Consider the following 15288-nt stretch of genomic DNA (forward strand, 5'->3'; position numbering starts at 1 on the left):
TACATTACGAAGCATTTATTCGTATTTCAGTGCCTTTACCGGATTGGCTTCAACTGCATTCTTTACCTGAACACTTACAGTAAGAGTCGTGATAAAAATAGAAACGATAAATGCTATAAAAAACGGTAAAACAGGCATTTCAATCCGGTATGCAAAGCCCGATAACCAATGCTGCGCAGCAATGTATATTAGTGGCCAGGCAACAACATTAGCACCTAGTATCAACCATAAATAGCCCTTATTGAGTAGCAAGAATATATCTTTATTATCTGCTCCCAATACCTTCCTGATGGCGATTTCCTTAGTGCGCTGGCGAGTCATGAATGCTGCCAGTGAAAACAATCCGATCATGGAAAGCGAAATGGAAAGAAAGGAAAAAAGCTTGACCATTTGTTTGAAACGCTCATGAGTGATAAACAATTTCTTAAAGTCATGCTCAAGAAAAGTAAAGCTCAAAGGATATTCCGGGGATGCCTCTTTCCATACTTTATTGAGTTCAGCTATTACTTGTTTTTCTTTTCTCTGATCGTACTTAATGAGATTGGCAAATCCATTATTTGGATAATCGGTAGCGTTAAATTTAGAGGCGGTATAGATAGTGGGGGCTGAGGACTTATCAAATCCTGAAACCTGTATATCTTTAATAATACCTATCACTTGTACTGTTACACTATCATTGTTATAAGTAATATATTTACCAAGCATATTGCCACCATATAGTTTTTCAAGACTCTCATTTAAAATAACAGCGCTTGAAGTATCCTGCTTGTGAGCTTTATCAAAGAACCTTCCGTTAAGCAATTTTGCCCCTACAACCTGCAATCCTTCTAAATTTACAAATACTGTTGCCAGTTCTTTCACCTCATTGTTATACTTATAGTTTGCGGTTAAATTTGGATGTCGGTGTACATTCCCATCGTTTGCGCCAACATATTTTACTCCATCTATATTTCTTGCATGTTCAGAAAGTATTTTACCCATAGGATCATCGACATAAATAACCCCGGTGGGATCAAAGCCTGGGTCTCTTGATTCCATGTATTTGATCTGACTGGAAATGATCATGATTCCAATAAAAAAGCCTACTGCAATAACAAATTGTATCCCAACCAGCCCTACTCTTAATTTCGACCCCTTCTGTCCCTGAGCAAAATTACCTTTCAACACTTGATGAGGATTATAGGAAGAAAGGAATACAGCTGGGTAAACTCCCGAGAGTAAAGTAATAAGAACCACCAGACTAATGAGCTGTAAAACAACAAGTCCAAAATTGTAGCTATTGATTATTGACAATGAAAGTGAAAATTGTTCATTTAAATAAGGAAGGAACAACTCCAGGAGAATAACCCCAAATATCAGCGCACAGAAACACTGCAAGAATGTTTCCAAAAAGAATTGCTTAATTAATGATGCCCTACTCGCACCAGTTACTTTTCTGATGCCCACTTCCTTTGCCCGTGAAACAGCCTGAGCGGTGAACATATTTATAAAATTAATGATGGAGATTAATAATAAAAGAGAAGACAGAAGAATGATAGGTTTTAACTGTGAAAACCAATCATCCTGATGCAGTGGCTGCTGATGTACACTATAAAAAGACTTGAATCGTACGGCAGGTTTATTTCCATTTTTCAGATACTCTGAGGGCGACCACTTCCATTTTTTGAGTATCGCAGCCCGGAAGGGCTCATAGACTTTTTGGAGTACCTGACTCGTCTCTTCCTCATTTTGTTTCCCGCTAAATTTCACGTAGGTGGGCCTGAAATTAAGAATCTGATCATTAAACTTAATGGGACTAGACTGAATAACAATACTGAGATCAAAAGTACCTGGGGTTTCAGGTTTTGCAATGACTCCAGTAATGGTATACGGTGCTATCCTTGACTGAGGCATTAATTTTACGACTTTGCCAATAGGATTGATATTTCCAAAATATTTCTTTGCAAATTCCTCTGTGATTACCATATCATTGAGGTTCTTAAATGACACAGCCGGATTCCCATAGATGAACTTATATGGAAAAACCGAAAAGAATTCGCTATTTGTTCTGTGTATATTATTTATAAGAAAAGGTTCTTTATTGTCGATAACAATAGCTTCCTCCTGTTTCGTTTCAAAGACATGAGTTACAGCTGTTACGTTAGGCAAACTGGTCTTTATCATTTCCGTTAGTCGCCCATCAGACTCTCCCCACCATTCTGCCTTTCCTTCCTTTAAAGAAAACAGATCTAGTTCCTGCACCTGGTAAACTTTATCCAGTTCTTTGTCCCAGGTATCATAGCTCTTCTCATAATTGATATATAGCAGAATAAAAATAAAGCCAGCTAACCCAAGGGCCAGCCCACAAATATTGATTGCAGTATAAACCCTGTTTTTAATCAGATTGCGAAAGGCTATTTTGAGATTGAGTTTGAACATTATGTAGCGCTTAATTACTCATATTTCAGCGCCTTTACAGGATTGCTAACCGCGGCCTTTCTTGCCTGTAAGCTCACAGTAAATAACGCTATTATTAAAGACATTAAAGTTGCAAGCACAAATGGAGCGAACGGCATATCAACCCGATAGGCAAATCCCTGGAGCCATTTATTCATGATGATGTAAGAAACAGGCCAGCTAACTAAGTTAGCCACTACGACCATCACCATAAAAGAGCGATTCAACATATTTACTATTTGCAAATTAGATGCGCCCAACACTTTACGAACAGCAATTTCTTTGGTTCTTCGTTTTGAAACAAATGCTGATAAGGCAAATAAACCAAGCAAAGAAAGTAATATTGAAAAGACACTAAAAATTGTAATCATTTTCATGAAACGTTTGTCTGAAAGTATCTGCGCCTGAAAAGCATCTTCACCAGAGGTATATATCATCGGAAATTCAGGGGAAATTTTCATCCACTCCAACCTTACTGACTCGACCATATGTTGGTAATTATCAGTATTGAAACGGACTAAAAGATTATTGGTACTAGACATGCCACCCAAATGAGTAACCTTATAAACTGTAGGCAAAACAGTCTTATCAAAACCTTCATTATTATAATCTTTGATCACTCCGATGATGCGAAAAGTATATTTTTTCTTTTCGTCTGGCACATCATAGTCCTGTCCAACAATATTTCCACCAAGTAATTTTGCAGCTGCTTCATTTAAAACAACCGTATTTACTGTATCCTGTTTATACTCTTTAGAGAACAGCCTACCACTAACCAGTTGTACACCCAAAGCTGGCAATGTTTCCATGGTAACTGTTACAGTATTGAAATCAAAGGTGTTACTTTTATACACTACTTTTTCAGAAACATTAAATGAATTACCCATTACCTGAGTTGTAGTGGCTACGTATTCAACTCCGGGTATTTTTTTTATCCTTTCAGCAAACCGTTCATCATAATTGGTTGATATATTGATGAGATGAGAACGATCAAAACCAAGATCCTTATTCACTAAGAAATTTGTTTGTGATTGCATTACACCAATTGAGATTATAAATGTTGCCGCAATTGCAAACTGAACAATAACTAATCCGTTTCTTAAAGCAATTCCTTTAAAACTATGCTCATAATTTCCTTTTAATACAGCAATGGGATTATAGTTAGACAGTACAGCTGCAGGGTACAAACCAGCCAATAAGGTAACTACAATAAAGACAGCTAATAGCTGGAACAATATAACTACTAGCTTTGTATTGTGCCAAAAGCTAAGCTGTACATCAAAATTACTACTAAAGGCGGGCAGTAACAGTTCAACAAGTGCAATACTAACTAATAAGGCCAGCATACTTTGAATGGCCGCCTCTAAAAGAAACTGCCATATAAGCTGTTTCTTGCTTGTCCCCAATACCTTTTTAACACCAACTTCTTTAGCTCTTTGTACAGATTGAGCTGTAGCAAGATTAATAAAATTGATGACAGATATCAGCAGTAAAAATATAGATAATGCTACTACAGGCTTAATTTTATCAATCCAGTTTTTTGCAAATGGAGGATTAGCATGTACATCTTTTAAAGGAATAATTTTTAAACTCGGAACGCGTGTACTTTTAGAACCAGCTTTATTTTGTGTTTCACCATAAAGTTTACTTTTATAATCAAAATGAGCGCTGTTAATTGTTTTATTTAGCGCATTTGTATCTATTGCTGCATTTACTAAACCGTATATTTTACAAGGAGTCGTGACATTCAAATTCTCCGGATCTTTTTCTCTTTCTCCGTCATGCAGTATTGCATTAAACTTAAGGCTTTCTGGAGCAGAGGGATCTTCAACCACACCTGTTACAGTATAGGTTGAGCCAGAATCGCCCTTCCACCCAAATACCTTAAGGGTTTTTCCTAAAGCCTCATTAGTACCAAACAACAACTTTGCAGTACTTCGCTTCAGAACTACTGAATTAGGGGATTGCAATGCATTATTTTTGTTACCCTGCAGAAACTGATAAGGGAATACCTTAAAGAATAGAGAATCGGCATTAACAAATCCCTTTAACAATAAAGGGTCGGCAAGTCCGGTTTTTATGGAAAGAACATCCCCCCAATCATTATCAATCTTAGTAACATATTTAAACTGAGGGATGCTTTTTTTGAGCATTGCTGCATTTCTGGAATTATTAAGTTCCTGCCAATGCGGCTTATTATCAGGAGTAGAAAGGTTGTGAAATTCTCTGATCTGATAAACATTCTCTAGTTTCGGATCCCATTTGTCATAACTATTTTCATGGTTAATAAATAACAATAAGAGCACAAAACCAGTAAGTCCAAGTGCCAATCCTCCAATATTAATTGCAGTATAAACCCTGTTTTTAACCAGATTACGAAAGGCTATTTTAAGATTGAGTTTGAACATATGTTATCAGGGATTCTTTAAACAGTTTGTGAGACAGTAACATCCTCCTTAATAACCCCATCCAATAAATGTAGGATACGACTACCATAGGCAGCATTAACTTCAGAGTGGGTAACCTGAACTATTGTAATCCCCTCCTCTTCGTTTAGTTTTTTAAACAGTTCCATAATTTGCAATGCCTGTGCAGATTGTAGGTTTCCTGTAGGCTCATCGGCTAAAATGATAGATGGCTGTGCTACCAAAGCACGTGCAATACCTACCAATTGTTGTTGACCCCCTGACAATTGATTAGGAAAAAGATCACTTTTAGCTACCATATTAAACCTATCCAACATATCAGCAATGCGACTTCTACGCTCAGAGCCCGGAACTTTTTTATAGAGTAATGGAGCCTCAATGTTTTCAGCTACCGTCATTTCATCAATTAAATGATAAGCCTGAAACACAAAGCCAATATGGTTGCGATACAATTCTATGCGCTTACGTTCGTTTAATGAAACTACATCTTCGCCCATAAACTCATACTGTCCGTAGGTAGGCTCTTCCAGCATCCCTAGTATATTTAGTAAAGTAGATTTACCGGCACCAGACGGGCCCATAATGGAAACAAATTCACCTTGTTTTATGCTGGTAGTTACGTGACGGAGGATGTAACTTTTTACACCTTTATTTGCGTAATATTTTTCTATGTTTTTTAGTTCTATCATGATGTTCAGGTTAAATCGGGTTCAATATTATTTTATTCGTATTTCAATGCATCTATAGGATTTGTATTCGCAGCCCTGTAAGAGCGCAGACTTACAGTAATTAGGGTAATGCCTATAGAAAGTAGCATGGCGATCATAAATGGCCAAATACTGAGCGGCGCTTTGTAAGCAAAGCCTTCCAGCCATTTGGAGATAAATATATAGGAAACAGGCCAGGCAATCAAATTGGCAATGAGTACCATCCAGAGAAATGAACTGTTCAACATTTTTACCAGTTCTAAAGTAGAGGCTCCGAGTACTTTCCTAATCGCAATTTCTTTTGTTCTTTGGGTGGCGATGAAAGAGATCAATCCGAACAAGCCTATGAAGGATATAAAAATAACCACACCCGCAAATACTTTAAAAAGCACACTCATCACACGCTCCGTTTCATAAAATGAACTGATCTGGTCGTCCATAAAGCTGGAGTTGTACACATAATCAGGAAATGTACTGTTCCATTCACTTTCTATCGCTTTCATCGCAGGCAGGAGTTGTGCGGATTCCATTTTAACGGCAAGCAGGTTATAAACCTGTTTAAATGAGAACAGTGCTGTAGGTTCTATTTTATCGTGCAGAGAAAAGTTATTAAAGTCCTTAACAACCCCAACAACCGGCATCTTCCGTCCCTGTGTTGTAATAAATTTACCCAAAATCTCATTGGGGTTAATGATGTTCAGTCTTTTCAGCAGAGTTTCGTTAACTACTGCTTCTCTGATAGTATCAGTTTTTGCCAGCGCTCTCCCGGCAATAAGTTTTAAAGAAAAGGTATTGATGTAATTCTCATCAGTCGACTTTACACTCAGCTGGAAATTCTCGTCTTTGGTACTGTTATATTTAAAACTGGAGCTATTGTTGTTGGTTGATGAGGGGGCTGCATTACAAAAACTTACTGCTTTCACCCCATTGATATGAAGTAGTTTCTCTTTTAAGGTGTTGAATTTTAGTTGGCTCAGGCTGTCAGAGGGTACATTAACCAATGCAATTGCGTTGGTATCAAACCCTAAAGACTGGGCCCGCATGAAACTCATCTGATTAATCACTACCAGGGTACCTACGATCAATACCGATGTGATGGCAAATTGTATAACTACCAGTGCTTTCCTGAGTCCAAGTGCTCCAGTGTTTGCCGCGCTGATCTTATTTTTTATCGCCAGCGCAGGACTGAAACCTGATACGATCATCGCCGGATAAAAACCTGCAAGAAAACTCACTACCAAAACCAGCAGGAGCATGAAGATAAATATCACCGGATGCCCGAATAGGCTAAAGGATATATTTCCGCTAAAGAGATTTCTCATCCCGGGCAAGGCCAATTCTGTAAGTACACTGGCAATCAGCAGCGCAATGATGGTGATCAAAGCGGTTTCACTTAAAAACTGAAGCACCAGCTGCTTACGCATACTTCCCATTACCTTGCGGACACCTACTTCTTTGGATCTACTCACTGCCTGAGCCGTTGCCAGGTTAATAAAGTTGATACAGGCTGTAATCAATAAAAAAGCACCAATTACAATAAGCCCAATGATCTGGCTGTCCGGCATAACTTTCTTGGTAAAGTTGCCGTATTTTTCGTTGTAATGAATCTCGCTGAGTGGCTGAAAATAATGATGTTCCTTTCCTACGCTTCCTTTTTCATAATATTTATCGATCAGTTTCAGTACCGGAGCTTTAAGTGTTGATGCGTCAGTTCCCTTTTTTAACAAGACATAACACTCGGATCTGGAACTAACAGATTGCCAGTTGTTCATACTTTCATCTTTGTCGGTCAGGTAAGAAATAACAACGTTAAACGGGAAACTGCTATTCTCTGGAAAATCCTCAAACACCCCGGTAACTTTGAGATCTAATCTGTTTGCAAACCGGATGTTCTTGCCAACGGCATTTTGCCATCTTCCGAAATATTTATCAGCTGTTTCTTTTGACAAGGTAACAGTGTTTGGAGCAGATAAAGCTTTGCGAGGTTCTCCTTCCAACCATTTGATTTTAATAATATCGAAGAATTGTGGTTCGATATAATAAACACTTGATTCTTCTTTGATTTCCGGTCTTTCCGATGTAGCCGGGATCTTGATGATGCCGCCCGATTCCTGCACTGCAGCACAATGCTCTATTTGTGGAAAATCATTACGTATTGCCGCAGCCATAGGTCTGGGTACACCTTTACTGTAAAAATCGCCCTCGGGGTAAGTCCAGGATGATACCACTCTGAATACTCTGTCTTCATTTGAATAATTTTTATCAAAACTCAACTCGTACCTTAAGAATATAAAAATAAGCAGACAGGCGGCCAACCCAATGGATAAGCCGATGATATTGATGAATGTATAAGCCTTATGTTTCCAAAGATTTCGCAAGGCGATTTTTAAGTTTAATTTAAACATCTCAATTCTTATTAGTCGTTTGGTTATTCGTATTTAAGTGCATTAATTGGATTTGACTTAGCAGTCCTATAAGCCTTATAGCTTACAGTAAGCAAGGATATTGCTATTGTCCCTACAGCTGACAAGACAATTATCCACCAAGGTATTGTAGTATGGAATTCGAAATTATCCAACCATTTAATCATGATATAATAGGCTATTGGAGCCGCCAGTACAGTTGCTATAAGAATCATCTTTATAAAAGACAGCGATAATAACTGCATTAAACTTGCTACCGAAGCACCCAATACTTTTCTTATTCCAAACTCTTTAGTACGTTGCTCAGCACTGTAAGAGATTAACCCAAATAAGCCTAAGCAGGATATAAAAATAGCTAAACCTCCAAACAGATTAGACAAAATCCCCAAGGTCTTCTCTTTGGTAAGTTTTTCCGCATATATAGAATTCATAAACTTGATTTCTACAGGATATGACGGATTTATTTCTTTGGTAATGCTGGTAATGGTTTCAATATTTTGTTGAAGGTTATTACTCGCATTTAAACGCATTGTAATTGCACCAGTCCCTACTTTGTTAAAATAAACAACCATCGGACTGTTTGATTGATATGGTGAATCCCATATGTAATCATCAAAAACCCCAATGATGGTAAAATTAGCATCAAACATCTTAATAATCTCTCCAACAGGCTTTTTTAGTCCCATTACCTTAACGGCTGAGGCGCTAACCATCACTGCCGAAGAATCGGAGGCATACTTTTTATTAAAGTCTCTACCGCTGATCAGTTTAATTCCATTTGTACTGATATAGTCATACGTAGTTCCAACTCTATTGAACATCACCTTATTTTCAGGCTGTGGCATCCCCTGCCATTCTAACCCGGTAAAATTAGAACCATGATGTGATAGGTTAACAGATGACTGATACATAGTTGTAACAGCACCGGATTTTAACAGCCTTGTTTTAAGTAGCTCAAATTTCTCTATAAGCTGCCCGTCTTGTGGCATTTCAACCAACGCATTCACGTCAAACCCTACAGGTTTGTTTTTTATAAACTGAATTTGTTTATAAATAACCAAGGTAGAAATGATCAGTATAATCGTAAAACAAAACTGCCCAATTACTAACACTTTTCTTAAACTAAAAGAAAAGAACCCCTTACCTTCTACATTTCTTTTGAGTGATTGGGTAGGATTAAATGAAGATAAATAAAATGCAGGGTAACTACCGGCAATTAGGCCCGTAAGTAACACAACAGACAAAAGCCCTAACCAGATGTAAGAATTAAAATAAGGAATGCTCATTTCAATATTCAACAGATTATTGAAAACCGGGATAAACGATTCTATCAATACAATCGCAATGATTACGCTAATTAATGTAAGCACCATAGATTCGGCCAGGAACTGCACAATCAATGATCTCCTGTTTGCCCCTATCGTTTTCTTTATGCCCACCTCCTTGGCACGTTTTTCTGACTTTGCAGTTGCCATGTTCATAAAGTTGATACATGCAATCAATAGTATGCCTATAGCTAATGCTGTAAAAAGCCATATTTGTTCAATATCACCACCTACGCTTTTACCCTCTTCAAACTTTCCATACAGGTGCATTTTACTTAGTGGGAACAGAAAGTTAGGTTGTGAAATTTGTTTATTGTTTCTTTTGACCAACTCATCAATTTTCTTATTAACCAGGTCAAGGTTTGCATCCGGCCTTAAAGAAACTAATGTTATGAAGCTATAATTACTCCAGTTTAAATCTTTCGCACCTTCATCTATTATTTCATAAAAAGACCATGGCATTAAATAATCGAATCTATTAGAACTGTTCTCCGGAAGATCTTGTATAACTCCGGTAATCTTCAGATTCTCTTTCTCCTGATATTTAACAGTTTTATTTAAAACATCTGTTGTTCCGAATAGGGTTTTAGCAGTGCTTTCAGTTAGGATTACTGACCTTGGATCTGTTAAAGCTGTTTTAGGATCGCCTGAAATGAAATGGTAATCGTACATTTTCAGAATATCAGATTCAGCAAATTTGGACTTCTTTTTAAAACCATTAATTCCGTTTGCAATTAAACCCATATTGCCGTAGTCCATTCGACTTATGTATTGTACTTCCGGAATCTCTCGTTTAATTAGTGGGGCAAAAGCAGTTGTCGACCCATTAAATGTTACAAAAATCTTCCCTTTGTCGTCAAGAACGTTAGTCATTACCACATGTACATTCGCAGAATCTTTCGACTGTTTATCAAAATTCCACTCGTACATCACGTAAATCAACAGCATTAAACATGCTGCAAGGCCAATAGCTAATCCAATAACATTTATAAAAGAAGATATCTTGTTCTTCCAAATACTTCGTAAGATGATTTTTAAATTCAGTTTGAACATTGCACCATGATTTTGTTTCAGATTGCTAATCGTATGCCAAATTAAAAAAACAGCCCATAAAGCTAAAAATCAAACAATTACCAACAAAAACAAAGTATTACATGTTCATTATCGGACAGGATTCGTACACTAATGAACAATGCTGTTTATTCATATTTCAATGCATCAACAGGATTGGCCTTTGCCACTTTTACCGATTGTATACTGACTGTTAAAATTGCAATCAGAAATGATAATGCAACTGCAATAGCAAATGGCAGTATGGATATTGCAACTCTAAAACTATAAGCAGACAACCAATGATTTATAATGATATAAGCAAGAGGGAAGGCTATAAGATTTGCTACAGCAACTAGTTTAATGAAATCCTTATTTAAAAGTGTTAGGATATTTACGGTACTGGCGCCTAAAACTTTACGTATACTAATTTCTTTCTTACGCTGCTCTGCCATAAACAATGCAAGGCCTAATAAGCCAAGGCACGAAATAAATATGGCAAAGCCACCAAACCAGTTAGACAGCATTCCTAATCGTTTCTCATTTTGAAGTTTATCTTCAAAATCATCACGAACAAATCTTCTGTCGACCGGAAAATTAGGATTCAGTTTCTTAATTATTTCATCTATCTGAGTTACCGACCTACTAACATTCTGTTCAGGATTTAGCCTGGCTAAAAGATAGCTATAGTTTGTGGTTGGATGATATATCACTAGGGGACTGGCATTTTGATAAGGAGATTCCATTACAAAATCCTTTACGAAACCAACTATAGTAATAGGTGTTCCGCCCCATGTTATAACCTTACCGACTGGATTTTTTAATCCCATTATTTTTGCTGCAGCTTGGTTTATCATCACATTTGTTGTGTCAACAAATTGAGAAGAAAACTCTCTCCCAGCCAATAGTGTTGTTCCAACAGTTTTAGTAAAATCATCTCCTGCCCCACGGAAATTAATTAAATTTAAGTCATTGAGTCCTTTACCCGGCCAGCTAAAATCATAGGTGGTATTTCCACCGCCATTTAAACTCTGACTAAAATAAGTAACTGAACTTACTGCACCAGACTTTAAAAGTTGTTCTTTAGCGAGATCCATTTTTGCCTTACTTTTAAGATCCCCTAGCAATGGCAGTTCAATTAATCCATTTCTATCATAACCAACTGGCTTGTTTTTAATAAAGTTTAATTGCTGATAAATAACACTTGTGCATACAATTAAACAGGCTGCAAATACAAACTGAAATACCACCAATACTTTTCTTACTGATATTGATGAACCCCCGGCTACATTAAACCCTTTTAATACTTTAACAGGTTCAAAGGAAGAGAGGTAAAATGCCGGATAACTACCCGCAATAAAACCAGTTATAATGGTTAAACCAATTAAAGTGCACCAAAACTCCCAGCTATTATAGTTAATAGCCAACTGAATATCCAACAAATGATTAAAATAAGGCAAACTAAGCTCTAACGAGATAAAAGCGATGCCCATACCAATAAAAGACAGCAACATAGACTCTAGCATAAACTGGCTGATGAGCGACTTTCTAGAAGACCCTATTGCTTTCCGAACCCCTACTTCTCTTGCCCTTTTTTCTGATCTCGCTGTTGAAAGATTCATAAAGTTTACACAAGCAATTAGCAAAATGCAGAATGCCAGTATAAGAAATATTCTGATCTGATCTATCTTACCCCCTGTTGATTTTCCATTTTCAAATTTATCATAGAGGTGCCATTTTGAGAAAGGGTGCATAGACCCTTCATTTGAAGAATTTTTCTGATTTGCGTAGAATACATTTTTTATAAATCCACTTGCATTCTCAAAATATTTATTGTCTTTAAGCTGCATTAGGGTAAGACAATAACTGTTTCCCCATCCTGGCGATCCCCTTACCCACTCATTAAGCTTTTCATTTAATGCCCATGGCATCAGGTAGTCGAATTGTAACGTGCTGTTAACTGGAACATCCTGAATAACAGCCTCAACTTTTAGTGGTTCTACATTCTGAAACTTTACAATCTTATTAATTGGGTCTTCATTGCCGAATAAATTCTTAGCAAGTGTTTCTGTCAGTATTACTGTATTAACTTCATGCAAAGCTTTTTCCGGGTTCCCTTTTATAAATTTATAATCAAGTATTTTGAGCAATGCAGCATCAGCAAAAATAGCCCCTTTTTTAAAGTTCTTATTCTGATAACTGATCAGTTCATTACCGGGATAACTAGAGCGTGAGGCATAAGCCACGCCAGGTGCTTTTTGTCTAATCTCCTCAGCCATAACTGATGGTGTATAGCCATAGCCAACAACACCTGAATTTGTTTTAGAATTGAGGCGCACCACGTATGTTTTATCATAATTCTTAAACTGTTTATCGTAACTCCACTCATAGGCAACATACATGAGCAGTAACATACAACTGGCCAAACCAATAGCCAGGCCTCCCACATTAATCAATGTGTAGACCTTGTTTTTCCAAAGGTTCCTTAGTGCTATTTTTAAGTTTAATCTGAACATGACTTAGCTTTTAGAGATTATTTATTACTCGTATTTCAATGCATCAATTGCGTTTGCCTTTGCTACTTTTAATGATTGTACACTTACAGTTAGGATTGCAATAATTAATGATATTCCTGCCGCTATTACAAATGGTAAAGCCGAAATACTCACTCTAAATTCGTATGCAGATAACCATTTATTGATGATAATGTAAGCCAGTGGAAAAGCGATTAGATTGGCAATGCATACCAGCTTAACAAAATCTTTGTTGAGCAATGTTAAAATATTTGCAGTGCTTGCACCCAAAACTTTACGAATGCTGATTTCTTTTTTGCGTTGCTCAGCCATAAATAAGGCAAGCCCCAACAGGCCGAGACAAGAAATGAAGATGGCAAAACCGCCAAACCAGTTGGACAAAGTACCAAGCAACTGTTCATTTTGAAATTTCTGTTCAAAACTATCATTCACAAATCTGCTATCAACAGGAAAATCTGGATTTATCTTTTTGAAGATCCCGTTAATTTGCTCAATCGAGGTACTGATATTTTGATCAGAATTTATGCGGGCAATAATAGAACTGACCTCCCCCATCTGATAAAACATGACTGTAGGATTAGCATTTTTATAAGGTGATTCTGATACATAATCTTTCATCACGCCAACAATTGTATAGGGAATATCACCTTTTTTAACAACTGTACCTACGGCCTGTTTTAATCCCATCGTCTTTACAGCTGCTTCATTCACTATTATAGTTGCTGAATCTGTAAACTGAGGAGAGAAATCTCTACCTGATAACATTTCGGCACCAATCGTTTTAGTAAAATTATAACCTGAACTCCCGTAATTGAATAAAAATACATCATTTGGGTTTTTTCCCGGCCAATTAAAACTACTGCTATTATTTCCACCTTCATTAAGTGGTTTACTAAAATAGGTTACATCAGTAACGGCCCCTGATTTAAGGAGCAGATCCCTAACCAGCGTTAGCTGAGATTCTGTACTAAGATTTCCCTGTATCGGAATTTCGACTAATCCTGTTTTATTATATCCAATGGGTTTGTTTTTAATATAATTTAGCTGCTGATAGATTACTGAAGTACAGATGATCAGACAAACGGCAAATACAAACTGGAAGATCACCAATATCCTCCGGATGAAAAATGAGGAACTGCCAGCTATCCTGTATCCTTTTAAAACCTTAACAGGCTCAAAGGCGGAGAGATAAAATGCAGGATAGCTCCCTGCAATAAAGCCTGTTAACAGTGATAAACCTATTAATATGCACCAAAATCTCCAATCATAATAACCGATGACAAGATCAATATTCAACAACCCATTGAAATAGGGTAAAGTCAACTCCATAAGCGCGAATGCAACCAGCATTCCAATAAAAGCCATTAGCATTGATTCCAGTATAAACTGGCTAACGAGAGATTTCCTAGACGAGCCTATAGCCTTTCGTACGCCGACTTCCTTTGCTCTTTTTTCAGATCTTGCTGTAGAAAGGTTCATAAAATTCACACAAGCGATGAGCAAGATACAAAAGGCCAAAACAAAGAAAATCCGGAGTTGGTCGATTTTACCACCAACAGATTTACCATTCTCAAATTTATCGTATAAATGCAATTTAGAGAGCGGCTGCAGTAATGCTTCACTAGCCGAAACCTTTCGATTGCGTTTATAAATACCTTTCATTTGACTGCTAACCTGATCAAAAAAACGATTGTCTTTTAACTGGAGAAGAGTTAAACTGTTGTTGCCTTTCCAATTCAATTCCTTCCTTTCAGGATCAAACTTTTCTAATAAAGCCCAAGGCAATAAATAATCAAACCGGAGACTAGTGTTATGAGGTATATCTTTAATAACGGCTTCTACTTTTAGCCCTTCTGTATTTCCTATTTTTACTATTTTATTAATCGGATCTTCGTTACCGAATAGATTTTTTGCTAAGGTCTCAGTCAGGATCACGGTATTTACCTGCTGTAAAGCATTAGTAGCATTACCTCTGATAAATTTATAATCCAATATTTTTAAAAAGGATGGCTCAGCATATATGGCATTTTTTTTAAAGCTGTTTGGACCATAACTGATCAGTTGATTTTCCGGAAAGCTGGAATGTGCCGCGTATTCTACTCCCTGGATTTTATCCCTTATTTCTTTAGCCATGGGTGTAGGTGTTGTAGGCCAGGTTGTAATTTTCCCATTAGCATCCATATTGTTATAAACCATATAGATTTTATCGCAATTACTGAACTGCTTATCAAAGCTCCACTCGTAAGCAACGTACATTAACAACACCATACAACTGGCCAAACCAATAGCCAGTCCTCCCACATTAATCAATGTGTACCCCTTATTTTTCCAAAGGTTCCTTAGTGCTATTTTTAAGTTTAATCTGAACATGACTTTAGCGTTTAAAT

7 protein-coding genes are annotated in these 15288 nt (G+C 37.1%); all 7 read right to left on the reverse strand.

Going from position 1 to position 15288, the window contains the following annotated elements; genetic code table 11:
• Positions 1 to 15: 15 nt before the first annotated feature.
• Positions 16 to 2418, reverse strand: coding sequence for an ABC transporter permease (locus J1905_RS01835; RefSeq protein ID WP_214225470.1), 2403 nt, complete (start codon positions 2416 to 2418; stop codon positions 16 to 18).
• A gap of 14 nt (positions 2419 to 2432) precedes the next feature.
• Positions 2433 to 4844, reverse strand: coding sequence for an ABC transporter permease (locus J1905_RS01840; RefSeq protein WP_214225471.1), 2412 nt, complete (start codon positions 4842 to 4844; stop codon positions 2433 to 2435).
• A gap of 17 nt (positions 4845 to 4861) precedes the next feature.
• Positions 4862 to 5551, reverse strand: coding sequence for an ABC transporter ATP-binding protein (locus J1905_RS01845; protein ID WP_214225472.1), 690 nt, complete (start codon positions 5549 to 5551; stop codon positions 4862 to 4864).
• A gap of 32 nt (positions 5552 to 5583) precedes the next feature.
• Positions 5584 to 7974 carry an ABC transporter permease gene (locus J1905_RS01850; RefSeq protein ID WP_214225473.1) on the reverse strand — a complete coding sequence of 797 codons (2391 nt, stop codon included), beginning with the start codon at positions 7972 to 7974 and terminating at the stop codon, positions 5584 to 5586.
• A gap of 23 nt (positions 7975 to 7997) precedes the next feature.
• Positions 7998 to 10370: an ABC transporter permease gene (locus J1905_RS01855; RefSeq protein ID WP_214225474.1), complete on the reverse strand. Its 2373-nt coding sequence runs from the start codon at positions 10368 to 10370 to the stop codon at positions 7998 to 8000.
• Between the two features lie 146 nt (positions 10371 to 10516).
• A complete protein-coding gene (locus tag J1905_RS01860; protein ID WP_214225475.1) occupies positions 10517 to 12883 on the reverse strand; it encodes an ABC transporter permease in 2367 nt (788 codons plus the stop codon).
• A gap of 24 nt (positions 12884 to 12907) precedes the next feature.
• Complete coding sequence (locus tag J1905_RS01865; RefSeq protein WP_214225476.1) at positions 12908 to 15271, reverse strand: ABC transporter permease; 2364 nt, start codon at positions 15269 to 15271, stop codon at positions 12908 to 12910.
• Between the last annotated feature and the right edge of the window lie 17 nt (positions 15272 to 15288).

Source organism: Pedobacter sp. B4-66, from assembly GCF_018492665.1.
Classification (GTDB): domain Bacteria; phylum Bacteroidota; class Bacteroidia; order Sphingobacteriales; family Sphingobacteriaceae; genus Pedobacter.

Coding starts and splice junctions, on each gene's coding strand:
- J1905_RS01845 (WP_214225472.1), bottom strand. CDS start 5,551: ATGATAGAACTAAAAAACATAGAAAAATATTACGCAAATAAAGGTGTA.
- J1905_RS01840 (WP_214225471.1), bottom strand. CDS start 4,844: ATGTTCAAACTCAATCTTAAAATAGCCTTTCGTAATCTGGTTAAAAAC.
- J1905_RS01865 (WP_214225476.1), bottom strand. CDS start 15,271: ATGTTCAGATTAAACTTAAAAATAGCACTAAGGAACCTTTGGAAAAAT.
- J1905_RS01860 (WP_214225475.1), bottom strand. CDS start 12,883: ATGTTCAGATTAAACTTAAAAATAGCACTAAGGAACCTTTGGAAAAAC.
- J1905_RS01850 (WP_214225473.1), bottom strand. CDS start 7,974: ATGTTTAAATTAAACTTAAAAATCGCCTTGCGAAATCTTTGGAAACAT.
- J1905_RS01855 (WP_214225474.1), bottom strand. CDS start 10,370: ATGTTCAAACTGAATTTAAAAATCATCTTACGAAGTATTTGGAAGAAC.
- J1905_RS01835 (WP_214225470.1), bottom strand. CDS start 2,418: ATGTTCAAACTCAATCTCAAAATAGCCTTTCGCAATCTGATTAAAAAC.